This window comes from Campylobacter sp. CFSAN093227 (assembly GCF_012897855.1).
Classification (GTDB): Bacteria; Campylobacterota; Campylobacteria; order Campylobacterales; family Campylobacteraceae; genus Campylobacter_D; species Campylobacter_D jejuni.
Map to the genome: position 1 here is coordinate 943892 of NZ_CP040610.1, position 25308 is coordinate 969199.

Below are 25308 nucleotides of genomic sequence, written 5' to 3' on the forward strand. Positions count from 1 at the left end.
TAAATGCCTTAAATTTTTGGTCCAAATTTGCTAAATTCAATGCCTTCTTTGACATCTTCATAACGTTTAAAATTTTGTATAAACATATGTGCTAATTTATCTCTTGTTGCAATATAAGCATTTTTATCTAACCAAGTATTTATAGGATTTAAAAGTACACTTTCTACACCTTCTAAAGCTTTTGGAATAGCTAAATCAAACACTTCAAAATTTTCAAATTCGCATTTTGTAATACTTCCATCTAGAATAGCATTAATGCAAGCCCTAGTAGCCTTAATGCTCATTCTTTTACCCACACCGTAGCTTCCGCCACTCCAACCCGTATTAACAAGATAAACATTAACTTCATGTTTTTCAATCTTTTCACCAAGCAATCTCGCATAAACCGTTGGATGTAAAGGCATAAAAGGTTCTCCAAAACAAGCTGAAAAAGTTGCTTGAGGCTCTGTTATACCGCGCTCAGTTCCAGCTACTTTTGCTGTATAGCCACTTAAAAAATAATACATAGCCTGCTCTTTGCTTAGTTTGCTCACCGGGGGTAAAATTCCAAAAGCATCTGCACTTAAAAATATAATATTTTTTGGATGCCCTGCTTTTAGACTAGGCTCATGATTTTCAATATGCTCTATAGGATAAGAAACTCTCGTGTTTTCTGTTTTTGAGGCATCAGCATAATCAACACTCTTATCAGCTCTTAAAACTACATTTTCTAAAAGTGCATTTCTTTTAATAGCTCCATAAATTTCAGGCTCATGTTCAGGATCAAGATTGATTGTTTTTGCATAGCAACCGCCCTCAAAATTAAACACACCTTCATCATCCCACCCATGCTCATCATCACCTATGAGTCTTCTTTTTGGATCGGTTGAAAGCGTAGTTTTTCCTGTACCGCTAAGTCCAAAGAAAAGTGCCACATCGTCTTTTTCTCCGACATTTGCACTACAATGCATAGAAAGTTTATTTTCTAGTGGTAACCAATAATTCATCATAGAAAAAATACCTTTTTTCATTTCTCCACCATACCAAGTTCCACCAATAACCGCTATATTTTCTTCAACATTAAAGATCACAAAAACCTCTGAATTTAAACCATCTTGTTTGTAATCTTCATTGATGCATTTGCAAGCATTATAAACAATAAAATCTGCTTTAAAATTCTCAAGTTCCTCTTGACTTGGGCGAATAAACATATTTTTAACAAAATGCGCTTGCCATGCAATTTCAGTAACAAATCTTACTGCTTTGCGACTTTGCAAAGAAGCACCGCAAAAAACATCTTGAACATAAATTTTCTTTCCGCTTAATTCTTGCTTTGCTTTAGTTAAAAGTTTATCAAATAATTCTTTTGTAATAGGCTGATTTACCTTTCCCCAAGCTATATATTTACTAGATGGATCTTGTTTTACAAAATATTTATCTTTAGGACTTCTACCTGTAAAAATCCCTGTATCTACACAAAAAGTATCATTATCCGTGCTTAAACCTTCATTATTTGCTTTTTCATGAGCATTTAATTCATCATAACTTAAATTATGAAAAATTTCCTTTATATTATCCAAACCTAACTTATCAAATTTTTTCATTTTTCCCTCACTTTAATTCTTGTAAATAGCTAATACTTCGCCTTCATTAACAGTATCACCTATTTTAATACAAAGCTCTAAAATAATTCCATCTTTTGGGGCATTAACCTCAATCTCCATCTTCATTGCTTCTAAAACCATGATAGCTTGACCTGATTTTACTTCTTCGCCTTCGTTAACATAAATTTTAAAGACATTACCTGAAATACCTGCTAAAACTTCATTTTCAGCATCTACAGAACTTGTTGAATTTGAAGAAATAATATTTTTATTTTCTTCTACTTTTTTCACACTTTTAACATTAACATCTTTATCAAAGCCATAGCTTACTTCTACATGATATTTATTACCATTTACAGCTACGGTAAATTTGTTTTCATCTGCACTCATAGGTTTTGGCATACTGGCTAATTTGCGTATATTTACCTTTGCCTCTCCTTTTAAAAATGCTATACCTTTTTCTTTGCAAGCTGCTGCAACAAATATATTTTCTTCACTCGTTTCTATACCCTCTTTTTCAAGCAAGGTTTTGGTATAAGCTATACTTTTACTCTCATCTTTATCAGCTATATTTATAGCAAGCTCTGTAGTAGGTTCTAAATTAAGTTGTTTTGAAGCAAGCTCAATAATGTTTGCATCGGGTGCAACTGGAGTTTTTCCAAAATAACCAAGCACCATTTTTCCATAACCTTCTGCGATTTTTTTCCAAGACCCAAACATAACATTATTAAATGCTTGTTGAAAATAAAATTGAGAAACTGGAGTAACCGAAGTACCAAATCCACCTTTTTCTACAACTTCTCTCATAGCATGAATGACCTGTGGAAATTTATCTAAAATATTATTATCCCTCATCATTTGTGTATTTGCCGTTAAAGCTCCTCCTGGCATAGGAGAAAAAGGAATAAGTGGATTTACCATAGTAGCTTCAGGGGGTAAAAAATACTCTTTTAAACAATCTTTTAAAACTTCTTCGTATTTTAGAATTTTTTCTTCTTCAAGTCCACCTAAATCATAATCTTTACCTTTTAAGGCATGCATCATGGTTAAAATATCAGGCTGAGAAGTTCCACCACTTACAGGAGCTGCAGCCAAATCGATACCATCAACACCTGCTTCAAGTGCTGCAAGATAGCAGGCTATACTCACCCCTGCAGTTTCATGCGTATGAAGTCTAATATGCATATCTTGAGGTAAAATTTTTCTTGCCATTTTAATGGTTTCATAAATTTTATTTGGATTTGAAGTTCCACTTGCATCTTTAAAACAAATGCTGTGAAAAGGAATTTCTGCTGCTAAAATTTCTTTCAAAATTTTTTCATAAAAAGGCACATCATGAGCACCTTTGCAATTTGGCGGTAGATCCATTAAGGTAATAGCGATTTCATGTTTTAATCTATGTTTTGCTATACATTCACCACTAAATTTTAAATTATTTATATCATTAAGAGCATCAAAATTTCTTATCGTTGTGGTACCGTGTTTTGCAAAAAGTTTTGCATGCAAATCAATAAGCTCACTACTTCCAGTATCTAAAGTAACAGTATTAACCCCTCTTGCTAAAGTTTGAAGATTAGCATCTTTTCCTACAATAGCCCTAAATCTATCCATCATGGTAAAAGCATCTTCATTAAGATAAAAATACAAGCTTTGAAATCTAGCACCACCACCAAATTCAAAATGAGTAATACCCGCTTCTTTTGCTGCTTCTACTGCAGGAAAAAAATCATCCATTAAAACCCTAGCTCCATAAACAGACTGAAAACCGTCCCTAAAGCTTGTATCCATTACATCGATGAATTTTTTAGCCATTATTTTTCCTTAAAAAAATATTTTTTCATTATTATACAAAAATTTGATAACACATTACCAAAATTATTGCTATAGGCGATATAAAACGAATAAAAAACAACCAAATTAAGAAAATTTTTCGACTTATAAATTTAGAAAAAATTTTATAAATTTGTTTTTTATTCATAAAAAAACCTACAAATATAGAGCATACTATAGCACCAAGTGGAAGTAAAAAATTTGAAGTTAATTTATCTAATAAAGTAAAAAAATCTTTACCAAAAAAACTAAACATAGAAAAAAAATTTAAATTTAATGACAAGATACAACAAATTCCAAAAACAAAAACAAATAAACCTATTAAAAATAGAGCTTTAACACGAGAAATTTGATAGTTATTAATCATATAAAAAGTTAAAGGCTCTATCATTGAAACAGCTGAAGTAATACCAGCAAAAAAAAGTGCTAAGAAAAAACAAAATGCAAAAATATAGCCTAAAGCTCCAAGTTGATTAAACAAACTCATCAAGGATATAAAAACAATTCCTACTCCTTGAGTATGCGGATCGGCTCCAAATTCAAAGATAAAAGTAAAAACAATAAGTCCCATGATAAAAGAAATCAATAAATTAATCAAAACAATATACACTGAACTTTTTATAAAATTTGTTTTTTTATCCAAGGCCGATGAATATGTAACTATACAACCTATTCCCAAGCATAAGGTAAAAAATGCAAGCCCTAAAGCTTCGGCAATAGAGCTGAATTTAAAATGTAAAAAATCGGGATAAAATAAATAAGAAAAAGCATTTGCAAAACCTTGCTTAAATCCCATGCAATAAAACAACATAAAAACAAGCATTAAAAATAAGCTAGGCATTATAACAACGTTTAATTTTTCAATCCCTTTGATTAAACCTTTAGATACTATCAATAAAGTAAGAAAAAAAGATAAAGTGAAGAAAAAAACAGAACTTGTCAAATTTGTAGTAATTAAATTCTGAAAATTACTTGCTGCTTCATCTAAAGTTTTAGGAAGATAATAAAGACTCACTACAGTATATTTTAAAACCCATCCCATGATAACTAGATAAAAAGAGAGGACAAAAATACCACCTAACATAAAAACGCCGCCATATCGCCATCTATTGCCATATTTTATGGCAAGATTTGAATAAGCATTTGCAAGATCACTTTTACTTAAACGTCCCATAGCCACTTCAGCCAAAAAAATACTAAATCCTATAGTTAAAGTAAAAAACAAATATAAAAGCACAAAAACAAAACCACCATTTTCTGCGCTTAAAGTTGGAAATTTCCAAGCATTACCTAAACCAACGGCTCCACCAGCAACAGTCAATACAAAACCGATTTTTGAAAAATATGTTCTCATTATTTTTCAAACTCACTTTAAAAAAGCGGCTATCATAACTATAACAACAGCCAAAGGGGAAATAAATCTCAAAAACACATACCAAAGTTCAAAAAATATACCCCTCATATAAGGTTTAAATAAAATTTTTAAAGCTTCTTTTTTCATCACAAATCCCACAAAAATAGCTGCCAAAATTCCACCTAAAGGCATAATAACCTTGCTTGAAACACTATCAAGCAAATCAAAAAAACTCATTCCAAAAAATCCAAACTGAGTACTTTTTAAAGAAGATAAAATACACAACATTCCTAAAATATAAACAACAATTCCTATTAAAATCAAAGCTTTTTTACGGCTCATACCAAAAGTATTAATAAGGTAAAAAGTGAAAGGCTCTATCATTGAAACAGCTGAAGTAATACCAGCAAAGATTAAAGAAATAAAAAACGCTGCTCCAAAAATACAACCAATCACTCCAATTTTTTCAAATAAAGTAGCTAAGGAAATAAAAACAAGTCCTGGTCCTTGTTGATTAGGATTGTAACCAAATTCAAAGATAAAAGTAAAAACAACCAAACCCATTAATAAACCAACTAAAAGATTGATAAAAATAATATTTAAAGTACTGGTAATAAAATTAGTTTTATCAGGCAGACTAGCAGAATAAGTAATAATCGTTCCAACGCCCAAAGAAAGACTAAAAAAAGCAAGTCCTAAGGCTTCAAGAACATTTGAAGTGTTGATTTTGGAAAAATCAGGTACAAAAAGAAATTTAACCGCCATTATAAAACCATCTTTGCTAATAGCATAAACAAGCATCAAAATAAGTAAAATAAACAATGAAGGCATCATCCAAACATTTAACTTTTCAATCCCATTCTTAACACCTTTAGAAACAATATAAAAAACACATAAAAAAACCAAAGTAAAACAAATAAACTGACTTAAAAAATCCTCACTTATAAAAAATCCAAACTGTGCTTTACTTACTTCTAGATCCATAGGCAAATTTCCAGTGATACTTAAAAACACATATTTAACTATCCAGCCAATCACCAAGGTATAAAAAGAAACTATTAAAATCGCCCCCACCATAGTAAAACCAACATAAGACCAAGCTTTTTTATTTGAAGGTGCTAACTTTTCATAGGCATTAACCGGATCTTTTTCACTAATTTTTCCTATGCTAAGCTCAGCTAAAAATATCACAAAACCTACACCTAAAGTAAGAATTATATAAAGCAAGATAAAAGCAGATCCACCACTTTGACCTACTAGTGTTGGAAATTTCCAAGCATTACCCAAGCCCACCGCTGAACCTGCTACCGCTAAAATGAAACCTATTTTTGAAAATTTAGAACTCAATGTTGCAACCTTAACTTAAAAATTATTTTAAAATATTATTAAAGCAAAAAAACTTTTAAGCTTTATTGAAAACAATCAAATTTAAATCAAAAATGTGAATTTTTGTAAATTTCAATAAAAATAAAGATACCTTTGGTTATAATTCGGCTTTATTTTTAAGTCTTAAGTAGGGATACGCAAGCCGAACTGATTTAAAAATTGAAAAAAATTTTTTTATAGAAAGGTTAAGATAATGAAAAAAGTTCTTTTTTTATTATTAGCATGTGCAGCAGTAGCTTTTGCAGCTGAAATTAATGCTCCAGTAGAGCAAGAAGCTATTAATGTATGGATTAAAGCATTTTCAGTTCTTGCAGCAGGCCTAGGTCTTGGTGTTGCAGCACTTGGTGGTGCTATCGGTATGGGTAATACTGCAGCGGCAACAATTGCAGGAACAGCTAGAAACCCTGGTCTTGGGCCAAAATTAATGACAACTATGTTTATCGCTTTAGCGATGATCGAAGCACAAGTTATCTATGCTCTTGTTATCGCGCTAATAGCACTTTACGCAAATCCTTTTATAGTTTTACAATAAAACTTATTAAAGCCCTTTTTTGGGCTTTTTTCTATGCGGTTATGGTGGAATTGGTAGACACGCCATCTTGAGGGGGTGGTGCGCTCCGCGTGTGCGAGTTCAAATCTCGCTAACCGCACCATTATTTAAAATTATAATCATTCAACTTAAAATACTAACTATTCAAAATCAAATTTCAACTTACAATTTCTTAAAGTTACAAAAAATAAAAAATATTGGTTTTTTTAAAAAACTTAAAAAATATTAAGATTTTTTTTAAGTATAAAGAATATAATTCTATCCGTTTTCAAAAACCATCCCTTAAAAAGGATTACTCAATGTTTGTTTTTATACCATTATTTACAATTTTTATTTTACTTGCAGGCGGATATTTTGCCAAAAGAATTGGCGTTTTGAAGCAAAAACAAGCTAGGACTTTTTTAGATTTTGCTATTATTTTTGCTTTACCTTGTTTGATTTTCGATAAAGCATATCATTTAAATTTTGATTTTTCATTGATTATTTTTATTTTTATTGGATTGTTTAGCTGTATACTAGCAGCTTTTTTTGCTATTCTTATTGGAAAAGTTTTTCATTTTTCTAAAGTAACTTTAGTCAGTATGTTTTTGCTTTCTTGTTTTGGAAATACTATATTTGTGGGTATGCCTATTGTTGCTGGTATATTTAATGACCCACAATTTAGCGCTGAAGTTATATTTTACGATGCTTTAGCCACAACTTTACCTATATCACTTTTTGGACCTTTTATACTTTCTTTGGGAAATGGAGAAAAAGTCAGTTTGCTTGCTAATGTTAAAAAAATTCTTAGTTTTCCACCTTTTTTAGCTTTGCTTTTTGGTTTTTTGTGTAAATTGATTACTTTACCTGAATTTATTTTCTCTCCTATTCGTTTATTTGGTGCCTCTGCAACCCCTGTTGCACTTTTTGCTATAGGTTTAGGACTTGGCTTTATGGCGATTAAAACCTCTTACAAACCTACAATAGTTGTCATCTTTGCTAAAATGATTTTAGCTCCTTTATTTTTTGTATTTTGTTTAAAAATATTTAATTTGGAATTAAAAGATTCTACCATCGTTGCTATTATAGAAAGTGCAGCTCCTACTATGACTTTAGCAGGAGCTATGGTAATGAAAGCTAAACTAGATAGTAATTTAGCCGTAAGTGCTGTAGCCTTTGGAGTTCTTTTTGCTTTTGTTTCTATGCCAATTTTAATTTGGACTTTGTTATAAGCTCAAATTATATGGCTAAATTTTTAGCTAATTCTTTAACTTTTTTAAGATCAACTTTTCCTGAACCTAGGAGGGGAATTTTTTCTATTTGAAAATAATATCTAGGTTTAAAAAGTGTAGGTATATTAGAATTTTTTATAGCCTCACATACTCCTTCAAAAATTTCATTATTGCATTCTATGAGTAAAACAATTTGTTCCCCTTTTTTCTCATCTTCTAAAGATGTGGCACAAAATTTAACCACTTCAGTGTCTATAAATTTGGCAATTTCTTCTTCTATTGCACCCAAAGAAATCATCTCTCCGCCAATTTTTGCAAAGCGAGAATAACGATCGACAATATATAAAAAACCATCTTCATCCAAATGTCCCTTATCTCCCGTGTTGTACCATCTTATGCCATCAATTTCTTTAACCACTTCATCGGTTTTTTCTTTGTCATTAAGATAGCCTACCATAACTTGATGACCGCCTATAAGTATGAGTCCATCTTCATTTGTTTTTAAATTTTCATAATTATTTGGATTAACAATACGTACCGCAGTTCCAGGTAGAGGCATTCCTACGCTTCCTTCTTTATTGGCACGATGTATAAGCCAATAATCCACATCAAAATGATTTGGCAAATTTACACTCGCCACAGGCGTGGTTTCCGTAGCCCCGTAACCTTCAAAAATGCTTTTTTTAAACTTCATTTCAAAAGTAGTTCTTACTTCATTTTTTAGTTTTTCAGCGCCCGATACAACTATTCTTAAACTTTCAAACATTAAAGCATCAAGCTTTTTATTTCTTGCATAAATTCCTAAAAAGGTTGAAGTTCCACACATAATAGTGACATTATTTTTAGCAACAGCTTTGGCAACCCCTAAGGCATCGGTTGGATCTGAAAAAGTGATGCTTTTAATACCTTCAAGCAAAGGCAAAAATGTAGTTACGGTAAGTCCAAAAGCATGAAAAGGTGGTAAAGATGAGAGAATGACATCATTATTTCTTGTGCAAAGCACATCAGAAATTTGTGCTATATTGCTTAAAATATTACGGTTATTGAGCATAACACCTTTTGGAGAACCTTCACTTCCACTACTAAATAAAATAGCTGCGATGGCAAGATTGTTTTTTGAAGGAGTGAAGATGCTTTTGAGTATAAAACTAGGTATAATACTAACTGCTAGCATCATGCTAAAAATTTTAGTTTTTTGCATTTTAAAATCTTCTACAATATCTTCAAAATAAATTAAATGTATATTTGTATCGAAATTTAGGTTTATACCTTTATTTGCTAATTTTTCTAAAAAAGTTTTAGAAGTATAAATTTGTGAAATTTGCGCATTTTTTATAGCTGCTTTTAGAGCTTTTTCTCCAGCAGTGAAATTAAGATTTACTGCAATTTTTTCTGCGATTAAAACAGATAGATTGGTTAAAGAACTTGCAAAAGAAGCAGGTAGTAAAATTCCTATAGCTTCCTCTTTAGGAGCGTAACTTCCACGCTGAGGGTTAATGTTTAATTCTTTGGATTTTCTTTTAATAAAAAAATTAAGAAATAAACTAAGAGTCAACATTTTTCTATAAGAAATATCTCCAGCTAGTGTATCGATAATAGCTATTTGATTTAGATTTTTTTTAGCTGTATCTATCCAAGCTCTTGCTATAGTATGCATAGCTTCGCATTGTGATTTCCAAGCCATAAAAGAAAGTTCAAAAACTTTAGCTTTAACTTCATCTTTTTTAGAATGCAAAGGCATAGCTTTACCAAAAGCTATAGCAATTTTTCTTTTATTTAAAGTGCGGTTTCTTGCTGAAAATTCTTCATCACTTCTTGAAAAAGCGCTACCCCAAAGCCCTCTTATATAAAAAGGAATAATTTTTCCATCATCTTCACTTAAACATTCACAAGCTAATTCAAATCCTGCTTTAAATTCATTTAATTGCCCATGTCGCGAAAGTGTACCTTCGGGAAATAAGCAAACTAAATTACCTTCTTTAATATGCTTTGCTATCAGTTCTAAACTCGTCTTACTTCCTGTACTTGATACAGGAATAATACCAAATTTATCAAGAAAAATTTTAATATACCATTTAGAATAAATACTTCTTTCCATAACAAAATAAATTTTTCTTGGAATTGCCATTTGTACAACAGCCCAATCAATAAAAGAAATATGATTACCCAAAAGTAAAGCTCCACCTTTTTCTGGTATATTTTCAAAACCTTCCACAAGTAAACGGTATCGTTGTAAAAAAGCTATGCTTAAAAGTATACGCACTAAAGAAAAGGGGAGTTTTAAAAGTATGTAAAAACTTCCTATAAAGGTTACCAAAGCAATAAAATAAAACAAATAAATCACATTGATTTCAAATTTTACAAATAAAGTTGCCAAGAGCAAAAATCCCAACATGGCAATATTTTGAAAAAAATTATTTCCTGCAAGAATTTGTCCTAATTCATTTTCTTTAGCATGAAATTGGATTAAAGTATTTAAAGGAATGATAAAAAGGGCTCCGCAAAATCCAAAAAAGAAAAATAAAAAACTATAACTTAATAAACTTATAAAATAAGGCATTAAAAAAGCCATTAAAAACATACCCAATGCACCAAGTGGAATAAATCCAAGTTCTATATAATTTTTTGAAAATTTACCAGCTACTAAAGAGCCTAAAATCACTCCTATACCAGAAAAAGCGAGTGAAATTTGCACATAAAAAGTATTTTCTATGAAAAGTTCATTTTTAGCAAAGACAGGAAAGCTGACAAGATAAAGTTGAGATATAGCCCAAAAAAATGAAATTCCAATTATGCAAAGCCAAATAGTTTTATTTTTAAAAACAAGCTTAAGATTATTTATTAGAAGTTTTCCACGAATATAGTCTTTTTTATTAAAAACTAAATCTTTATTTGTTTGTTTGAGCTTAGGTAAACGCCACGCAAAAAATACTTCGATACAAGAAAATAAAATTAGCACAATTCCTAAAGGCGCTACTTCTTTTAAAATTTCATCTGTTTGATTATACATAGAACTATAAAGACTTTCAAAGCTTAAAGAAAATAAAGCCATTCCCGCTAAGATTGCCACAATGCTTACCGCATTAATTACACCATTACCCATAGCAAGAAAGTCTTTTCCCACGAGTTCTTTAATAAAACCGTATTTACTTGGTGAATAAATCGCTGCTTGTGCTCCCATTATAAAAGTAAAAATAAAAGCCATCCAAAAAGCACCGCTATAGTAACAAATGCAAATTATTAAAGTGAGTATAACATTGAAAATTGCTGAAATTTTCATTACAATATTTTTTGGATATTTATCCGCTAAAAAACCCGAAGGAGAAAGCATAAGAATAAAAGGAAGTAAAATCAAAGCATTAACTATAGCATTTAAAAATAACTGCTCACTTCCTTCATAGGCCTTATAAATAGTATTTTGAATAATAATTTTATGTCCCAAATCCACAAAAGCATTGATGAATGCTATAAGTAAAAAAGGAATTAATCCGTAAATTTTCAAAAAAGATTTTTTTTGCATTATTTAAACCTCGTCAATTAGCGCTTATTTTACAAAAGAATTTATCAGTTTTTAGGAAAATTATCTATATTATCTTTTAAAATAATTCCATCGATTTTTAATTTATAAAATTTTCTAAAATTCTCTAATTTATCAACAATCATTAAAACCCTACTATCAAAAACATAAAATTCTGCAACCTTACTAGCAAATTTTGCAAGTTTTTTATCATTACAAAGCAAAAACTTAGCTCCTAAAGCATTGGCTAAAAATATCTCATCTTTATTTTGAACTAAAATAGCAAATTCAAAATCATTTTGACTTAAATAAGAAATCAATTTTTCATCATAAACAATACAATAAACTTTATTATCTTTAACTTCTTCAACACTTTCAATAAAAGAAAAATCTAAATTTTTTAATAATTTATGTCCAATAATAAGCATTTTTTTCCTTAGCTCTATTTTTTATTATTTTGTAAATTATACTTATAAAATCGTTACCAAGCAAGATGGCGCAGCGGACGGGGCTCGAACCCGCGACCTCCGCCGTGACAGGGCGGCATTCTAACCAGCTGAACTACCGCTGCATCCAAAGTAAAGAAGTAGAGATTATAAAACCTATTTATGATTTTATAAAATGGTGGTCACTATAAGACTCGAACTTATGACATCCACCTTGTAAGGGTGGCGCTCTACCAACTGAGCTAAGCGACCTATGATTGGCGACCCCTAGAGGATTTGAACCTCTGTTTCCACACAGAGAGAGTGTTGTCCTGGGCCACTAGACGAAAGGGTCATAACCCTAACAATAAAAATGGTGTCCCGTGTTGGATTCGAACCAACGGCCCCCTCCTTAAAAGGGAGATGCTCTACCGGCTGAGCTAACGAGACAATATGGCGCAGCGGACGGGGCTCGAACCCGCGACCTCCGCCGTGACAGGGCGGCATTCTAACCAGCTGAACTACCGCTGCATCCAAAGTAAAGAAGTAGAGATTATAAAACCTATTTATGATTTTATAAAATGGTGGTCACTATAAGACTCGAACTTATGACATCCACCTTGTAAGGGTGGCGCTCTACCAACTGAGCTAAGCGACCTTTATAATGGTGTCCCGTGTTGGATTCGAACCAACGGCCCCCTCCTTAAAAGGGAGATGCTCTACCGGCTGAGCTAACGAGACATTTTCTGAAATAAAAATGTGATTATGCCAAAATTAGCTCTATTTGTCAAGCTTTTTTAAATCATTTTTGGCATTTTCTCTCCAAATAACGAGAAAATATACTTATAGGTAAAGTCAAAACAAGATATGTAATAGCCAAAATTACATAAGCTTCAAGAGTAGCAAAAGTATAAGAATTTATCTCTTGCGCACTTTGGGTTAATTCATTTACAGCAATAACGCTTAATAAGGAACTATCTTTAATTAAATTTGCAAATTGTCCACTCAGCGGTGCTAAAATATTTTTTAAAGCTTGGGGAAAAATTACATACGCAAAAACCTGCATCTCTTTTAACCCTAAAACCCTAGCGCTCTCAAGCTGAGATATAGAAATACTTAAAATTCCAGCTCTAAATATTTCAGCTAAGTAAGCAGCAGAAAAACATGATAAAATAATAACTCCAGCCACATATCGATTATCAAGTCCTAAATTATTTGCAATGATATAATATATCAATAATACCTGCACTAGTAAAGGGGTTCCTCTGACAAGCTCTATGTAAAATGTAGATAAAAATCTTAAAAAAACAATCGAACTTAAAGAAAAAGCACAAAAAACTCCACCCAAAATTATACTCAACAATAAAGAAAAAAAACTGATTATTAAAGTATTTAAAAAACCTTGAAGAAATTTTTCTTTATAGGTTGCAATTGCGCTAAAATCAAAATGATAAGCACTTATACTAAAACTACAATAACAAAACAATATTAAAAATAAAATCAAAAGAATTAAATTAGTGATTATTTTTGACTTTGATAGAGGTTTTAAAGGTTTAAAATTCTTATTTTTTTGAGTAAACAAAGACAATAAAAATCTCCAAAATTACAATTTATTCATTTCTTAAAGTATCTAAAATATTAATTTGAGTTGCTTTTTTTGCAGGATAAAAAGATGATAAAGCTATGATTATTAAAGCACCCACAATGGTTAAAGAAAAATCCATTAAAGATAAATCAAGTGGTAATTTACTGGTTCCATAAACATCAACAGGTAAAGTTACAATATCAAAATTTCCCAAAAGCCATAAAGCAAAAAATGCAAGTACCACACCCACTATCATACCACCACCACCAATAAGCATACCTAAGGCAAAAAAACTCTTTTTTACCTCATTTTTGCTTGCACCTAGAGCAAGTAAAAGTGCTATTTCACTGCGACGATTCATTACTATCATCAATAAAGAACTTACTATATTTAAACTTGCAACCAAAATAATAAGCATCAACACTATAAAAAGCGCTCTTTTTTCAAGTTCTAAGGCTGAAAAAAAATTTTTATTTTGCTCCCACCAACCCACCACAGCATAATCATCTTTTAAATAAGATTTAATTTTTTCAACATCCTTAAAAGCATTATCGCTATATACATGAATTCCATCATAATTTGGATTTTTAGGTATTCCAAGTACTTTTTTCAATGCATCAACATCTGTGTACATATAAGCTTTATCATAAAATGCAAGCCCTGAAGTAAAACGCGCTTTAACATCAAAACGTTTAGTTTGCGGTACTAAAGAAAATCCACTAGGATTAAGATTTGAAAAAATAAGTGAAAGTTTGTCATTTTTATGCAAACCAAATTCATCAGTAAGTGCTGATCCTACAAGTATATCAAAACCACTTAAATTCTCATCCTTTAAAGCTTTAGCAACCACTTCGTTTATTTTTTTTTCATCATTAAAATTAACGCCAAAAAGCACACCACCTTCAAAACGATTATCTCCCTTTACAACAACTTGAGTACTTAAATAAGGGCTAAATAACAAATTTGGAAATGTTTTTCTTAACTCATCTATAAATTCATCATTTACAGGAGCGTAGAATTTAGGCAAAATAGTAATAGGATAATTCATCACAAAAAAGCGTTTTTCAAATTCTTTATCAAAACCATTCATAATTGCCATAGCTACAAGCAAAACGCAAAGTCCTACACAAACTCCTAAAAAGGCCAAAAGCATAGAAAGATTGATAAAGGGTTGCTCTTTATCAAATCTTAAATACTTAAAAAGTAAATATTTTAAAACGCTTTTATTCAAGCTAAAATTCCTTGCTTAGGACCACTTTTTCCATGGCATTCTTTAAATTTTTTTCCACTTCCGCAAGGACAAGGAGCATTGCGTGGAACTTTTTTAAATTCAGCTTCGCCAAGATTATCTTCGCTTGCGCCCATTTCTACTGAGCTTTGAAGTAGCTTTTCATTTTCTTCATTGGCTTTATTTTCTAAATTTTGCGCCTCTTCTTGATTAAATTGCACGCTAAAAAGTAGTTTAATACTATCAAATTTAATACGATTGACCAACTCCAAGAAAAGATTATAACTTTCTTTCTTATATTCCACAAGAGGATCTTTTTGATTGTATCCACGAAGTCCTATTCCTGTTTTTAAAATATCCATTTGATACAAATGCTCTCTCCAAGCATTATCCAAAACTTGCAAATATAAAATACGCTCTATATTACGCAATTCTTTAATCTCAAGTCTTAACATCTTTTCATTATAAGAATTTTCAAGAATTTGACTTAGCTTATCTTGCATTTCAATGACGCTTAAATTCTCAAAATCTTTTTCACTAATCTGAGTTGAACATTCATACAAAATTTTTGCTTTCAAATTTTCAAAATTTACATTAGAACCGCTTTCGTCAAGCATATAATCATTCATTACATTTGCGCTATATTCAGCGATATTTTGAGAAATTTTAGCTCTAATATCATAGTTTTCATCTAAAAGCTCATTACGATAACGATAAATAGTTTTTCTTTGTTCATTTGCTACATCATCGTATTCTAACAAATGCTTTCTGCTTTCAAAATGCAAGCTTTCAACTTTTTTTTGCGCATTTTCAACCGCTCTTGTAACGATTCTTGATTCTATGCTTTCGCCCTCTTCTATGCCCAAGCGATCCATAATACTTTTAATACGATCCCCACCAAAAATTCTTAAAAGATTATCTTCTAAACTTAGATAAAAACGACTTATTCCAGGATCACCCTGCCTTCCTGCACGACCACGAAGTTGATTATCAATACGGCGGCTTTCATGTCTTTCTGTACCGATGATATAAAGCCCACCCAAAGCCCTAATCTCATCATCGATTTTTATATCTACACCACGACCTGCCATATTTGTAGCGATAGTTACAGCACCTTTTTTACCTGCATCTTGGATAATCAAAGCTTCTTGCTCGTGATTTTTAGCATTTAAAACATGATGAGGGATTTTCTCTTTTACAAGCATATTGTGAAAAACTTCACTGCGCTCTATACTTGCGGTTCCTACAAGTACAGGCTGACCTTTAGCATTGGCTTTTTTAATCTCTTCAATTACAGCTTTGAATTTTTCATTTTGAGTTTTATAGATAAGATCATCTTTATCTTGTCTTTTAATAGGAATATTTGTCGGTATAGAAATAACATCTAAACTATAAATTTGAGAAAATTCAGTCGCTTCTGTTTGTGCAGTTCCTGTCATACCTGCAAGTTTATTGTACATTCTAAAATAATTTTGAAAAGTAATATCTGCTAGAGTTTGGCTTTCTTCTTGAATTTTTACATTTTCTTTAGCTTCTAAAGCTTGATGCAATCCTTCGCTAAAACGACGTCCTTCGCTTAAACGCCCTGTAAATTCGTCAACGATGATAACTTCATTATTTCTTAAAACATAATGCACATCTTTTTCAAAAAGATTATGTGCTTTTAAGGCTTGATCAAGCTGATGAGCTAAGATAGCATTATCAAGACTGTATAAATTTTCTACGCCAAAAAGTTTTTCAGCCTTAGCAATACCTGCTTCTGTAATTAAAATATTACGATTTTTCTCATCTACTACAAAATCACCCTCAGGTTTTGCAGGGGGTAAAACTGCTTCACCTTTTTGCATTTGTTTAGCTACTTCATTGGCTTTAATATAACCATCTAAAGTACGATTTGTAGGACCACTGATGATAAGCGGAGTTCTTGCCTCATCAATTAAAATACTATCTACTTCATCTACGATAACAAAATTATGCTCTCTTTGAACTTTTTCAGCTTTTGAAAATTTCATATTATCACGCAAATAATCAAAACCAAACTCATTATTGGTTCCATAAGTAATATCACAATCATAAGCTTGCTTGTGTTCTATATCACTATTTTGAGAAGAAAGCACCACGCCAACACTAAAACCTAAAAAATTATAAATCGCACTCATTTGCTCAGCATCTCTTTTGGCTAGATAATCATTTACTGTAACGACATGTACGCCTTTGCCACTCATGGCATTTAAAACAACAGGTAAGGTTGCTACAAGAGTTTTACCTTCTCCTGTTTTCATTTCTGCGATTTTTCCATCGTGCAAAACCATACCACCGATTAACTGCACATCAAAATGACGCATATTTAAAGTTCTCTTACCTGTCTCTCTGACTATAGCAAAAACATCATTTAAAACATCATTTTCGTTTTTTTCTCCGCTTAAAATTTGCTCTTTAAATTTTGCAAATTCGGCTTTTAATTCATCATCGCTTAAATTTTGATAGTTGCCTTCTAAAGCATTGATTTGTGCTACACGCTTGAAATATTTCTTAACTTCACGATCATTTTTTGTGCCAAACACGGCTTTTAAAGTATTTAAAAACATTTTTAAACCTTTATAAATTTTTCAAACTATCATTATAACGATTATTTAATTAAAATTAGCTAGAATGACATAAAAAATATATTTTTTTAAGGAAAATAAATGAAAAAAACATTCTTGATATTTTTTATTTTTATAGGACAACTTTTTGCCCTTGATCTTAATTTTAATACCTTTTCAAGCAATTTTACCCAAATAGTGAAATCCAAAAACTCTACACTTTCTTATTCTGGGCATTTTATACTGAGCAAAAATCAAGCATATTGGAGTTATGATACTCCTAGTAAAAAAGAGATTTATATCAACAAAAATCAAGTAACCATAGTAGAGCACGATCTAGAACAAGTCATTTTCTCTCATCTTGATAACATTCCAAATCTTAATGAAATTTTCAAAAAAGCAAGTCTTATAGATAAGGATAAACTTGCAGCAAAATATGATAATATAAACTATACAATTAAGCTTAATGAAGAGCAAATTCAAAGCATATCCTATAAAGATGAATTTGAAAATGATGTTATAATCAATCTAAATAATCAAATTAAAAATCCAAAAATCAACTCCGATATTTTCAAGGCAAAAATTCCGCAAAATTATGATATAGTTCGCTAATTTTGCGTTGAATTTTCATCAAGCTTTATATCATAGCCTGTTTGTGGCAAATGATAAGGCTTGCTTGCGTTATTTTCTTTGAATATTTGTGGAGGATTGGCGATTAAATCTCTTTTAATTTTTTCTTCTATATCTGGAGTCATTTTAGGTGTATTTAAATTATCTATATTGATTTCTCCATTGTCATTTTTATTTTCTTCATCTGGATCTTTGAAAAGCTGTTCAACTTGCTTGACTTCTAAATTTGGAACACTAGGAGTTGGGATCTTTTCAACACTAGGAACTTGAGTTTTAGGAACTTCTAAGTTTTCAAGTGCTTTTTTTACCTCGCTACCCATACCCTTCTCTTTAGCCTCAGTACTTTCTAAAAAGCGTTTAAACTCCTCTAAATCAAATTTTTCCACTCCGCTTAAAGATATGATATATATATCATCTAATTCAATCTTATACTTCTTATCTAAAAATTTTTCTAAAGTTTTTTTGAAATTATTTTTTCCAATTTCTGTAAAAATATCTTCGTAAAAAAACCCTGAAATTACCGTATTTACAGCATCAATTAACTTATTTTCATTTTCTTTTAAATTATTCCCATCAAATTCCAAAGAAATTTCAACTTTTTTAAGAACATTTGCTCCACTTTTAGAATACAAATCTGTTCTTATTTTATCTATTTCAAGATTTTGAGCATTTAAACTCAAAACCAAAAAAACACTTAAAAATATTTTTTTCATTTAATGCCTTTAAATGATTTGTTCTTGTATTTCGAGATCTAAAAAATTATGTTTTTTATAAAATTCAATCACATTAGAATCTATTTTTAAAATATTAGCAAAATAAAATCCAAAATTTATCTTTTTTGTAGAATAAATTTTTAAAGTATTTGGGTTTGTAGCGCGAGAAAGAGCGACATAAAGCTGTCCATTTTCAAAAATATGATCAATATCACACACTAATTTTTCAATACTCATACCTTGTGATTTGTGTATAGTAATAGCATAAGCTAATTTAATAGGAAACTGTGTAACACTTGCGAGAATATTAACAACAAAATCTTTACCTGATTGCTCAAGTTCTTCCATGAAAAAAGTATAAGGTTCAAGTAAAATTTTCATCCCATTATTTTTAATAATGCTAATATAAATTTTCTCCTCTTCATAAAGAATATCTTCTATAATGCCTTGCTCTCCATTATAATAATTCTTATCCCAATTATTTACACAAAAAATAATACGAGCGCCTATTTTAATATTTAATTCTTCCAATATATTTAAGCTTCTAATCCAAGAATCAAGCTCTTCATCTTTTATTCTCTTATCTTCTTTTTTAACCTGAGCCTTAAAGCATACAAGCGGGGTATCAAGTTTGCTTAATTTTTCTTGATTGATATTGTTTACTTTTTTATTGATACCACAAAGCAAAGTATAATCATCTTCTAAATTTTCTAATTCTTTATAATCAATTCGCAAAGATTCAAAAAAGCTTAAAATTTTTTCATCTAAAAAACCTTGTCTAATCAAAGATAAATGGTTATAAAATTCCATATTTTGCGTTCTTTTAGGTTGAGAAAGTTTAATATTCTTAAAATTTAAATCTTGCCAAAAAAATGAAGAAAAAACATAATAAGAATGGTTAAATAAAGTTTCTTTTTTTTCTTTAATTACTGGAGGCAGTTGAAAAAAATCTCCAACAACTAAAATTTTTCCATTAAATTGAGAATTTTTAAGTCTAAAGCCTATCATTTCAAAAACATTTGCGCTAACCATGGAAATTTCATCGATAATAATAAGCTCAATCGTTTTTAAAAGCTCTTTAAGTTTTGTTAATTTTTCTTTTTGTTTTTGATTGCGATCCAATGCACTTAATTTCATCATATCATCACAATACCCTAAACAAAAAAAGCTGTGTAAAGTAACACCGCCTATATTAAACGCCGATAGAGCACTAGAACCAAGAGCTATGGCTAATTTTTTTTGTTTTCTATAAGATTTGATAAGCTCATTTGTCAAAAAGCTTTTACCAACTCCAGCGCCACCACTTAAAAAAACATTATCATAAGCTAAAATTTTTTCTAGTTTATCAAGCATTATATTTCCTTAGCTTTAATTATAACTATTTTTTCTAAAAGGTTGATTATGAAATCTTGTTTATATTTTACTTTTATAGTGCTATTTTTAACAGCTTGTTCAACAAAAAATTTAACTTCACTCCATCATGAAAATTTAGAACAAAAAAATGAAAATAAACATTATGCAAAACTTGAATACGAACAAAATGTAAGCATTTTGCCACAATTTACTTACGATATTAATTTTGATGCAAAACGATATAAAAAATATTTCTTTAACCCTTGGCATGGTTCATTTAAAAACTACAAAGGACAAAATATTTTTTGGTCCTTTCCTTTATATTTAAATTCAAAAAATACTTATTATTTTTTCAATAAACAAATTATTCCGCTTTCATGGTTTAAAAATGCTATAAATAACGCAAATATCCAAGAATTTGGCAAACTTAATCAAAAAGCTTTGATTATCCAAAATACAATCATTAAAAATCTTCCAACCCAAAGAGCTATCTTAAAAAATCCTTTTTTTGAAAATGAAGGAATTCCTTTTGACTATGCAAGCGATGGCATTTTAAATACTGGATCCCCTGTCTTAATTTCACATTTTAGTAAAGATAAGCGTTATGCTTTTGTTTTAGGTGAAGCTGGATTTGGATTTGTTGAAAGTAAAAATTTGGAATTTTTCTCAAACGATAGAGCGAAAATCTATGAAAATCTCAACTTTATCACACCACTAAAAGAAAAATTTGCTATCTATAGCGAGGATGGTAAATTTTTCTTTGAAAGTAGAATTGGTGCTATCTATCCTTACTACAAAGAAGATAAAAACTATTTTTATGGAAAAATAGGTTCTAAAAAATATAAAATTTCTAAAAAAGATGTATCTAAATTTCCTTTACAATTCAATGATAAAAATTTAAAAAATCAACTTTCACAAGTTTTAAATTTGCCTTATGGCTGGGGCGGTTATAATTTTGAAAGAGATTGTTCTTTACTAACTCGTGATATCTTTTCAGCTTTTGGACTTTATCTACCAAGAAATTCAGCTGCACAAAAAAATTCTTTTAATCATTTTGATATAAGCACTCTTAGCAATTCTCAAAAAAAAGATTTTTTAAACCGCTTTGGAAAAGCTTATTTAAGCTTACTTTATTTACCTGGACATATTATGCTTTATGCAGGACAAATTACAGATAATAATATTGCCATACATAATATATGGGGCTTAAGAAAAGATGCAACCCAAAGACTTCTCATAAGTTCTAGCGTCATCACTTCTTTAGAAATAGGAAAAAATGAAATTTTAGAAGATAATTTGCTTTTATCAAGACTTAAAGAAATAAGTTTTATAAATTTAAATGAACAAGAAAAAGAGCAAATAAAAAGCTATCTTGAAAATATACAAAACAAATAAGATTTATTGATTTAATCAATAAATCTTTTAGTTAAATCTGCAAAATATTCTATGCGTCTATCTCGCAAAAAAGGCCACCAACGACGCACATTTTCACTTCTTTTTTTATCTATTTCTATGATTTTTACACATTCGTTTTGAGAATCTAAAAGACAAAGTTCTTCACCTTGAGGGCCAAAAACAAAAGAATTTCCCCAAAATCTAATGCCCTCTTCTATCCCGCTTACATCTTTTTCAAAACCTACTCTATTGATAGCTACTACATATAAACCATTAGCTATAGCATGTCCTTTTTGTACGCCAAGCCAAGCATTGAGCTGTCTTTGTTTTTCTTCATCTTTATCCTTATCAAACCAACCAATTGCCGTGGGATAAATAAGAATCTCAGCTCCTTTTAAAGCCATAATTCTTGCTGCTTCAGGATACCACTGATCCCAACAAATAAGCACTCCAAGCTTACCTAAACTTGTATTTATAGGTTCAAAACCCAAATCTCCAGGAGTAAAATAAAATTTTTCATAAAAACAAGGATCATCGGGTATGTGCATTTTGCGATATTTGCCTGCTATAGAACCATCTTTTTCAAAAACCACTGCAGTATTATGATAAAGTCCGGCACTTCGTTTTTCAAACAATGAAGCAATAAGCACTATTTGATTTTTTCTAGCTATATTTGCCCAAAATTTCACATCTTTTTCATAATCATTAGCATAGTCAAAAAAATCCACATTTTCACTTTGACAAAAATACTCACTTTGATGAAGTTCTCCCAAGCAAACAAGCTCAGCTCCTTGTTTAGAGGCTTCTTCTATAAATTCGCAAGTTTTTTTTATAGTTTGTTCTTTATTTAAATGAAATTTTTGTTGTATTAAAGCGATTTTCATTGTCTTTGCCTTTCTTGTTCTGCATCATCATAAGGATCTAAATGAATTTGTATATCCCATTTTTCATTTTCAAACATCTTACGCACGCCTTCTTCTATTTCATCTGAAATTTTATGCGCATTTAAAAGCGAAATTATAGGGCAAAAAACCAAATGCACGCTTAAATAATTACAACTTGGAGTTTTACGCGTCTTTAATTCATGATAGGAAATTATTTCAGGATTATTAGAAATCAAAGTACAAATTTTATCCACTTGTTCCTTAGGTAAAGCCTCATCCATTAAAAAAGCTAAAGCTTTTTTAATGATTTTAAAAGCAGAAAATGCCGTATAAAGACTGATCACTATCCCAAAAATAGCATCAATAATATGTAAATTTGTAAAATAAATCAAAACCAAAGCCCCTAAAGTACAAGCATTGGTTAAGCAATCTGTTTTGTAATGCAAAGCATCACTTTCTATAATCAAACTTTTGGTTTTTTTAGCTACATAATTTAAAAAAAGTACAAGAAAAAAAGTCATAATTAAAGCAAAAATCATCACATAGATGCTTGAATTTAAATCTTTAATTTCTTCTTTATAATAAATCTTTAAAATACTCTCATAAAAAATAAAAATCCCCACGCCAACTATAAAAACACCTTCTAACAAACCCATTAAAGCTTCAATTTTAGAAAAACCAAAATTATAATTTTCATTCGCCTTTTGTGAGCTTTTTTTAAGAGCCAAAAAATTAAAAGCAGAAATAGCAAAATCCATTAAAGAATCAATCGCACTTGAAAGTACTGCAACAGAACCACTTGTTAAGCCTACTATAAATTTAACCAAGGCTAAAACAATGGCACATAAACTTGCTACAAGAGTTGCTTTTTTTTGCAAACTCATCTTAAACCTTTGAAACGATTTTGACAAGAACAATGCAAAGAACCGTTTTGTCGTAAAAACACTCTTGCATCTACTCCTATAATTTTATGACTAGGTAAAGCTTTAGAAAGTCTTTTAGCTATGATTTCATCATTTTTATCCTTATAAAAAGGCACAATTAAAGCATTATTTATAAAAACAAAATTCGCATAAGTTGCGCCCAATCTTCTTCCTTCATAGTATAAAGGATTAGGTATAGGAAGTTCTACTAAATCAAAGCCTGTTTTTTTAAGCTCTTCTTTCATTTTTTGCAAAGGCAAATAATGTTCATCCTCTTCATCTTCACAAATACAATGTGCTATGGTATTTTTATCTATAAATCTTGCTAAGGTATCGATATGATGATCTGTATCATCACCTTTTATGAAACCATTTTCTAGCCAAATAATTTGCTTTAAACCAAAAATTTCTTTTAATTTTATATCAATTTGAGTTTTGTTTAGATGAGAATTTCTATTTTCATTTAAAAGACAATGAGAGCTTGTAAGCATCACACCCTCTCCATTAAAGTCAATACTTCCTCCTTCTAAAATAAAATCAACCTTTTTAAGTTCCTCTTTAAATTTTTCTTTAAAAAGCTTAGAATTTACAGCATTATCAAGCTCACTTTGAAATTTATTTCCCCAAGCATTAAAAGTAAAATCAAGAGCCTTTAAACGACCATTTTCTATTATATCTATAGCTCCAAAATCACGTATCCAAGTATCATTGGTATCACATTTAAAATACTCTACATTTTTTATATCTTTAAAATTTTCAAAATCACTCTGTTTAGGAGCTATAAGTAAAACTTTTTGAAATTCACTCACTGCTTTTACAAATTCTTTATAACTTTGCAAAATTTCCTCTAAATAGGGATTCCAATCGCTTTTTTCATGGGGTAAAGAAAGCATGAGGTATTCTTGCTCACTCCATTCAGGAATTGATTTTATCATTTAACTACCTTTTTTGATAATAAAATTATAATTGTATCATTTTTTAGACTTTTGTCAAATTTAAGAAGATTACCTCGATATTTCGAGGCTTTAGGGTATTATTTAAAAAAGATCTTCATTTCATCATTACTTAAAACAAGTTTTCCATTTTCATTTGAAATTTTAAAAATTCCTTTGAAATTTGAAAGGAAAGAATTTTCAAAATCCATTACATCCATTGGATGACAAAGCATTTGAGTTGAAGCTACGCGATCACCTTCGATTTGCAAAGTATCCGCCTTAGTTTGGTAAGAACCAAAAAAACGATTACACCCTGAATAACCATAAAATTTATTATTTTCAAAACTAATATTTGGACTTTCCTCTGCGTTTTTTGGATCAAAAGTTTTACCATTAACTATAATTTTTTCTATTTTGAAAAGCTGATTTTGTACAAGTTCATTATTACCTTTAGAAGTAGATGAAGTAACAGAAGTACTAGCACAACCTGCAAAAAAAGTTGCAGCTAAAGCAATTTGAAGCGTTTTTTTCATTTTATTCCTTTAAATTTAAAATTGGTTAAGTTCGCTTTCGAGATTATGACACACTATTTTTAACTCATCTACAACTTGAAGTAGAATTTTAGAAATTTCTTCATTCTTTTCACTTACTTCAACATTTTCTTGCATACGAGAAAGTAAATTTTATATATTCTCTTGGGAAATTTTTATTTTTAGTACATTGAGTTACCAAAGCCCTAGCATCTTCGTTACATAATTTAACCTCATTAGCATCATCAACCAATAAAGCGGTGTCATCATTTAAAGCTTGTATACTTTGAGTATTTTTCTTTAATTCTGCGTTAACCTCATTAATACTTTGCAAAAGCTCTTTTGTAATTTGAGCTACATTTCCCAAAAATTCTTCACTGTTCTGAGCCAACTGCCTATCATCCTCAGCAATTACAGAAAAACCTAGTCCAAATGCACCAGCCCTAGCTACTTCTATGTCAGCATTTAGGGATGGTAATTTTGTTTTATCTGCGATCTTATCCATCATTTGAGTTGCTTTTTGTATATTACCTGCTTGATTAACCATGTTTTCAACTTTTTTAGCCAATTCATTTTCATTTTGGGATACTATTGATACTTTATTAGCAACATTAAACAAAGATTTAAGCATTTGCTCTAATAATAAAAAGGATTTTTCATTGGCACTATTTGCCTTATTTGACAAACTAGC

19 protein-coding genes, 8 tRNA genes and 1 pseudogene are annotated in these 25308 nt (G+C 30.2%); 5 read left to right on the forward strand and 23 right to left on the reverse strand.

What is annotated here, in order from left to right:
• Positions 1-8: 8 nt before the first annotated feature.
• From pckA to FBF06_RS05100, 4 genes are read right to left on the reverse strand one after another with little or no spacing between them, the layout of a single operon-like run.
• Positions 9-1583, reverse strand: a complete 1575-nt coding sequence (gene pckA, locus FBF06_RS05085; protein WP_002853265.1) for a phosphoenolpyruvate carboxykinase (ATP) — start codon at positions 1581-1583, stop codon at positions 9-11.
• Between the two features lie 12 nt (positions 1584-1595).
• Positions 1596-3395, reverse strand: a complete 1800-nt coding sequence (locus FBF06_RS05090) for a biotin/lipoyl-containing protein (RefSeq protein WP_014516769.1) — start codon at positions 3393-3395, stop codon at positions 1596-1598.
• Between the two features lie 31 nt (positions 3396-3426).
• Complete coding sequence (locus tag FBF06_RS05095; RefSeq protein ID WP_002853313.1) at positions 3427-4767, reverse strand: sodium-dependent transporter; 1341 nt, start codon at positions 4765-4767, stop codon at positions 3427-3429.
• 12 nt (positions 4768-4779) lie between these two features.
• Positions 4780-6114 (reverse strand): sodium-dependent transporter, encoded by a 1335-nt coding sequence (locus FBF06_RS05100; protein ID WP_002858451.1) that lies wholly within the window; start codon positions 6112-6114, stop codon positions 4780-4782.
• 232 nt (positions 6115-6346) lie between these two features.
• On the opposite strand from FBF06_RS05100, the gene FBF06_RS05105 reads away from it, so the two are divergent.
• From FBF06_RS05105 to FBF06_RS05115, 3 genes are all read left to right on the forward strand, one after another.
• Entirely contained in the window at positions 6347-6685 is a 339-nt protein-coding gene (locus FBF06_RS05105; protein WP_002860554.1) for a F0F1 ATP synthase subunit C, read from the forward strand.
• A 35-nt stretch (positions 6686-6720) separates the two neighbouring features.
• Positions 6721-6806: transfer RNA gene (locus tag FBF06_RS05110), tRNA-Leu, on the forward strand.
• A gap of 196 nt (positions 6807-7002) precedes the next feature.
• On the forward strand, positions 7003-7914 hold the full coding sequence (locus FBF06_RS05115) for an AEC family transporter (protein ID WP_002853271.1): 912 nt from the start codon (positions 7003-7005) through the stop codon (positions 7912-7914).
• Between the two features lie 7 nt (positions 7915-7921).
• Here the strand turns inward: FBF06_RS05115 and FBF06_RS05120 are convergent, their stop codons facing one another.
• The 12 genes from FBF06_RS05120 to secA all read right to left on the reverse strand — a co-directional run bounded on the left by FBF06_RS05120 (position 7922) and on the right by secA (position 17257).
• Positions 7922-11434: an acyl-[ACP]--phospholipid O-acyltransferase gene (locus FBF06_RS05120; RefSeq protein ID WP_052800227.1), complete on the reverse strand. Its 3513-nt coding sequence runs from the start codon at positions 11432-11434 to the stop codon at positions 7922-7924.
• Positions 11435-11478: 44 nt separating this feature from the next.
• A complete protein-coding gene (locus FBF06_RS05125; RefSeq protein ID WP_002870239.1) occupies positions 11479-11859 on the reverse strand; it encodes a hypothetical protein in 381 nt (126 codons plus the stop codon).
• A gap of 66 nt (positions 11860-11925) precedes the next feature.
• Positions 11926-12002, reverse strand: a tRNA-Asp gene (locus FBF06_RS05130).
• A gap of 51 nt (positions 12003-12053) precedes the next feature.
• Positions 12054-12129, reverse strand: a tRNA-Val gene (locus FBF06_RS05135).
• A 6-nt stretch (positions 12130-12135) separates the two neighbouring features.
• Positions 12136-12211, reverse strand: a tRNA-Arg gene (locus tag FBF06_RS05140).
• A gap of 19 nt (positions 12212-12230) precedes the next feature.
• Positions 12231-12306 (reverse strand) — tRNA-Lys (locus tag FBF06_RS05145).
• A 4-nt stretch (positions 12307-12310) separates the two neighbouring features.
• A tRNA-Asp gene (locus tag FBF06_RS05150) sits at positions 12311-12387 on the reverse strand.
• Positions 12388-12438: 51 nt separating this feature from the next.
• A tRNA-Val gene (locus FBF06_RS05155) sits at positions 12439-12514 on the reverse strand.
• A gap of 7 nt (positions 12515-12521) precedes the next feature.
• Positions 12522-12597 (reverse strand) — tRNA-Lys (locus tag FBF06_RS05160).
• A gap of 61 nt (positions 12598-12658) precedes the next feature.
• Complete coding sequence (locus FBF06_RS05165) at positions 12659-13444, reverse strand: amino acid ABC transporter permease (RefSeq protein WP_168977562.1); 786 nt, start codon at positions 13442-13444, stop codon at positions 12659-12661.
• A 22-nt stretch (positions 13445-13466) separates the two neighbouring features.
• Positions 13467-14672 carry an ABC transporter permease gene (locus FBF06_RS05170; RefSeq protein ID WP_002853329.1) on the reverse strand — a complete coding sequence of 402 codons (1206 nt, stop codon included), beginning with the start codon at positions 14670-14672 and terminating at the stop codon, positions 13467-13469.
• Positions 14669-17257 (reverse strand): preprotein translocase subunit SecA, encoded by a 2589-nt coding sequence (gene secA / locus FBF06_RS05175; RefSeq protein WP_002875435.1) that lies wholly within the window; start codon positions 17255-17257, stop codon positions 14669-14671. Before secA ends, FBF06_RS05170 begins: the two co-directional genes overlap by 4 nt.
• Positions 17258-17356: 99 nt before the next feature.
• Here secA and lolA point away from each other — a divergent pair, with 99 nt between their 5' ends.
• Positions 17357-17866: a LolA-like outer membrane lipoprotein chaperone gene (lolA, locus tag FBF06_RS05180; protein ID WP_002885213.1), complete on the forward strand. Its 510-nt coding sequence runs from the start codon at positions 17357-17359 to the stop codon at positions 17864-17866.
• Here lolA and FBF06_RS05185 read toward each other — a convergent pair.
• Together FBF06_RS05185 and pif1 are read right to left on the reverse strand one after the other, a co-directional pair.
• A complete protein-coding gene (locus FBF06_RS05185) occupies positions 17863-18597 on the reverse strand; it encodes a hypothetical protein (protein WP_002885211.1) in 735 nt (244 codons plus the stop codon). The two genes, lolA and FBF06_RS05185, sit on opposite strands and share 4 nt — an antisense overlap.
• Positions 18598-18606: 9 nt before the next feature.
• Positions 18607-19950 (reverse strand): ATP-dependent DNA helicase Pif1, encoded by a 1344-nt coding sequence (gene pif1, locus FBF06_RS05190; RefSeq protein WP_002860705.1) that lies wholly within the window; start codon positions 19948-19950, stop codon positions 18607-18609.
• 48 nt (positions 19951-19998) lie between these two features.
• Between pif1 and FBF06_RS05195 the strand changes: the two genes are divergently transcribed.
• On the forward strand, positions 19999-21345 hold the full coding sequence (locus FBF06_RS05195; protein WP_168977563.1) for an SH3 domain-containing C40 family peptidase: 1347 nt from the start codon (positions 19999-20001) through the stop codon (positions 21343-21345).
• Positions 21346-21356: 11 nt separating this feature from the next.
• Here the strand turns inward: FBF06_RS05195 and FBF06_RS05200 are convergent, their stop codons facing one another.
• The 5 genes and pseudogenes from FBF06_RS05200 to FBF06_RS10095 all read right to left on the reverse strand — a co-directional run bounded on the left by FBF06_RS05200 (position 21357) and on the right by FBF06_RS10095 (position 25302).
• The gene (locus FBF06_RS05200) at positions 21357-22229 is read right to left on the reverse strand and encodes an N-carbamoylputrescine amidohydrolase (RefSeq protein WP_002859227.1); all 873 of its coding nucleotides are present in this window, start codon (positions 22227-22229) and stop codon (positions 21357-21359) included.
• Positions 22226-23113 carry a cation diffusion facilitator family transporter gene (locus FBF06_RS05205; protein WP_002853697.1) on the reverse strand — a complete coding sequence of 296 codons (888 nt, stop codon included), beginning with the start codon at positions 23111-23113 and terminating at the stop codon, positions 22226-22228. Before FBF06_RS05205 ends, FBF06_RS05200 begins: the two co-directional genes overlap by 4 nt.
• A complete protein-coding gene (locus FBF06_RS05210; RefSeq protein ID WP_002859225.1) occupies positions 23110-24087 on the reverse strand; it encodes an agmatine deiminase family protein in 978 nt (325 codons plus the stop codon). Before FBF06_RS05210 ends, FBF06_RS05205 begins: the two co-directional genes overlap by 4 nt.
• Before the next feature lie 98 nt (positions 24088-24185).
• A complete protein-coding gene (locus tag FBF06_RS05215; protein ID WP_002860707.1) occupies positions 24186-24620 on the reverse strand; it encodes an META domain-containing protein in 435 nt (144 codons plus the stop codon).
• 15 nt (positions 24621-24635) lie between these two features.
• Positions 24636-25302: pseudogene (locus FBF06_RS10095) on the reverse strand (methyl-accepting chemotaxis protein).
• Between the last annotated feature and the right edge of the window lie 6 nt (positions 25303-25308).